We start from the raw sequence: 2,486 nt of genomic DNA, 5'->3' as shown, positions 1-2,486 counted from the left end.
GCCGCAATGCGCGGTTCGATCAATGCCGTCGAGATCGGCGTGCAGCCGGGCACGCTGGATGACCAGAGCAAGGCTTTCGCCAAGATGCTCACTGACGCCAGCGATCGCGACGCGCCGGTGTTCCTGCCGCCCGGCACCTATCTGGTCTCCAACCTGAAGCTGCCGGCGCGCGTGCGGCTGTCGGGCGTGCCCGGCGCGACCCGCATCGTCTATGGCGGCAGCGGCCACCTGATGATGGCCGAACAGGCCGAACATATCGAGCTCAGCGGGCTGGTTTTCGACGGCAGCAACCGCTGGCTGGCCGACTATGCACAGGGGCTGCTGGATTTGCGCCGCGTCGCGCATCTCGCCGTCGACAATTGCCAGGTCACCGGCAGCGGCAAGAACGGGCTGGCGCTGGAACATGTCGCCGGCCGCATCGGCCGCTCCGACATTTCCGGCGCGGCGGACGCCGGTATCTATTCGGTCGAGGCCGGCGGCCTGGAGATTTCGGGCAATACGGTGTCCGACTGCGCCAATGGCGGCATACTGGTGCATCGCTGGCAACAGGCGGAGGACGGCACCATCGTCAGCGGCAACCGCGTGCAGCGCATCGGGGCGCGCAGCGGCGGCACCGGCCAGAACGGCAACGGCATCAATGCCTTCCGCGCCGGCAACGTCATCATCTCCGGCAACGTCGTCTCGGATTGCGCCTTCTCGGCGGTCCGCGCCAACAGCTCGAGCAATTTACAGATCACCGGCAACACCTGCTCGCGCTCGGGGGAGACGGGGATCTATTCCGAATTCTCCTTCGAGGGCGCGATCCTCAGCAACAATCTCGTCGATGGCGCCGCCAACGGCATCTCGATCGTCAACTTCAACGAGGGCGGCCGCATGGCCGTGTGCTCGAACAACATCGTGCGGAATCTCTCGACGGTCGGCCCCTACACCGCCGACCCGCCCGGCTTCGGCGTCGGCATCAGCGCCGAGGCCGACACCACGGTTTCGGGCAATGTGGTCGAGAACGCACCGCTCTACGGCATGCAGCTCGGCTGGGGACCGTATCTGCGCAATGTCGTGGCGACGGGAAACATCATCCGCAAAGCCGGGACAGGCATCGTCGTCAGCGTGGTCGAAGGTTCCGGCACCGCCGTCATCTCGGACAACGTCATCGACGGCGCACAGAACGGCGCCATCATCGGCCAGCGCTGGGCCGATCCGGTGACGGGCGACCTCGCCCGATCAGCCGAGACGGGCTACGCGCATCTGACCGTCGAGCGCAACAAGGTGAGCTAGGCTACAGCCACGATCTCAGATTTAGATACACATTGTGTATGCAAATATGCCATATTGATGACGGAAGGATTCATTGCCATGGCCGCGAAAAACCAGGACACCCACGCCAAGCCCGTCAATCTGCGCATCCGTGAGGATGTCCGCATCCTGATCGACCGCGCCGCGAAGATACGCGGGAAGACTCGCTCCGACTTCATGATCGACGCCGCTTACCGTGCGGCCGAAGACACGCTGCTCGACCAGACGCTCGTCAAGGTCGATGCCGAAAGCTATCAGCATTATCTCGATATCCTCGATCGGCCTCCGAGCGGCGAGGGATTTGCCCGCCTGATGAATGCGCCGAAGCCTTGGCGGGACTGATGCTATCGGCACCAGCCCTTCTTGCCGATAGTCACGAACTCGACCTTTTCCAAAGCAGGAACGACAGCCTGGATCAATGGCTTCGACGGCGGGCGCGCGCCAATCAAGTCATCGGGGCGTCCAGAACCTATGTGATTGCAGAAACCACACGTGTTGTCGGTTATTATTGCCTTTCATCAGGTGGACTTGACCTGGCGGGTACACCCGGTTCGATCCGGCGCAATATGCCCGATCCGGTGCCCGTGGCTGTACTTGGCCGTTTGGCTGTCGATGCAAGCTGGCAGGGAAAAGGTCTGGGCGGCGCCCTGTTGCAGGACGCGGTGCTGCGGACCGGTCAAGCGGCAGCCATCCTCGGCATTCGCGGTCTCTTGGTTCATGCCATATCGGATGGAGCCAAAGCGTTTTATGAGCACTATGGCTTCCAGGCTCCCCCGAAAAATCCGATGACTTTGGTGCTGTCGCTGAAGATGGCTCAGAAGAGGTAATTTCCTGGCTCACCCCGGGGAGCCACCACAGCATATTGCGGGTGGCATTGTCCGCGCTAGCTGAGCGCCGCCGTCGGCCGCAGCGAACCGACCTTGGCGCCGACGCGGCTTTCGATAGCCGGATGGGCGAGTTCGGTGAGCTTCGCCACCAGCGCCTCATCATCGCGCAGCAGCTTTGCCAGAACCGAGGCGATCATCACCTCGGCTCCCCGGCTGGCGCCGTCATCGCATTTCAAAGCGATGCCGAGGCCGAATTCGGGAAGTGCCGCGCAATAGACGCCTTCGGCGCCGGTCTTGACGAAGATGCGGCCTGGGGCGGCCCGCATCAGCGCAAGATCCGCCTTGCCGGTGCCGGCCACCAGGAAC

4 protein-coding genes are annotated in these 2,486 nt (G+C 63.4%); 3 read left to right on the top strand and 1 reads right to left on the bottom strand.

The window, feature by feature from the left end; all coding sequences use genetic code 11:
• The 3 genes from EOA29_RS32975 to EOA29_RS32965 all read left to right on the top strand — a co-directional run.
• A partial coding sequence (locus EOA29_RS32975; protein ID WP_127222176.1) for a TIGR03808 family TAT-translocated repetitive protein occupies positions 1-1,275 on the top strand: 1,275 nt, incomplete at its 5' end.
• A gap of 78 nt (positions 1,276-1,353) precedes the next feature.
• Positions 1,354-1,635 carry a DUF1778 domain-containing protein gene (locus EOA29_RS32970; protein ID WP_126095036.1) on the top strand — a complete coding sequence of 94 codons (282 nt, stop codon included), beginning with the start codon at positions 1,354-1,356 and terminating at the stop codon, positions 1,633-1,635.
• Positions 1,635-2,120, top strand: a complete 486-nt coding sequence (locus EOA29_RS32965) for a GNAT family N-acetyltransferase (RefSeq protein ID WP_126095037.1) — start codon at positions 1,635-1,637, stop codon at positions 2,118-2,120. The genes EOA29_RS32970 and EOA29_RS32965 overlap by 1 nt, the downstream gene beginning before the upstream one ends.
• A 56-nt stretch (positions 2,121-2,176) precedes the next feature.
• Here the strand turns inward: EOA29_RS32965 and EOA29_RS32960 are convergent.
• Positions 2,177-2,486: asparaginase (locus tag EOA29_RS32960; RefSeq protein ID WP_189479067.1), on the bottom strand; the 310-nt coding region annotated here is incomplete at its 5' end.

The sequence above is a fragment of the Mesorhizobium sp. M1E.F.Ca.ET.063.01.1.1 genome, assembly GCF_003998155.1.
Lineage (GTDB): Bacteria > Pseudomonadota > Alphaproteobacteria > Rhizobiales > Rhizobiaceae > Mesorhizobium.
Note: the sequence above shows the minus strand (reverse complement) of the source record. Positions and strands in the feature narration are given on the sequence as shown.

What these genes read in the sequence shown, in the direction of transcription:
- EOA29_RS32965 (WP_126095037.1), top strand. Translation starts at nt 1,635, where the DNA reads ATGCTATCGGCACCAGCCCTTCTTGCCGATAGTCACGAACTCGACCTT.
- EOA29_RS32970 (WP_126095036.1), top strand. Translation starts at nt 1,354, where the DNA reads ATGGCCGCGAAAAACCAGGACACCCACGCCAAGCCCGTCAATCTGCGC.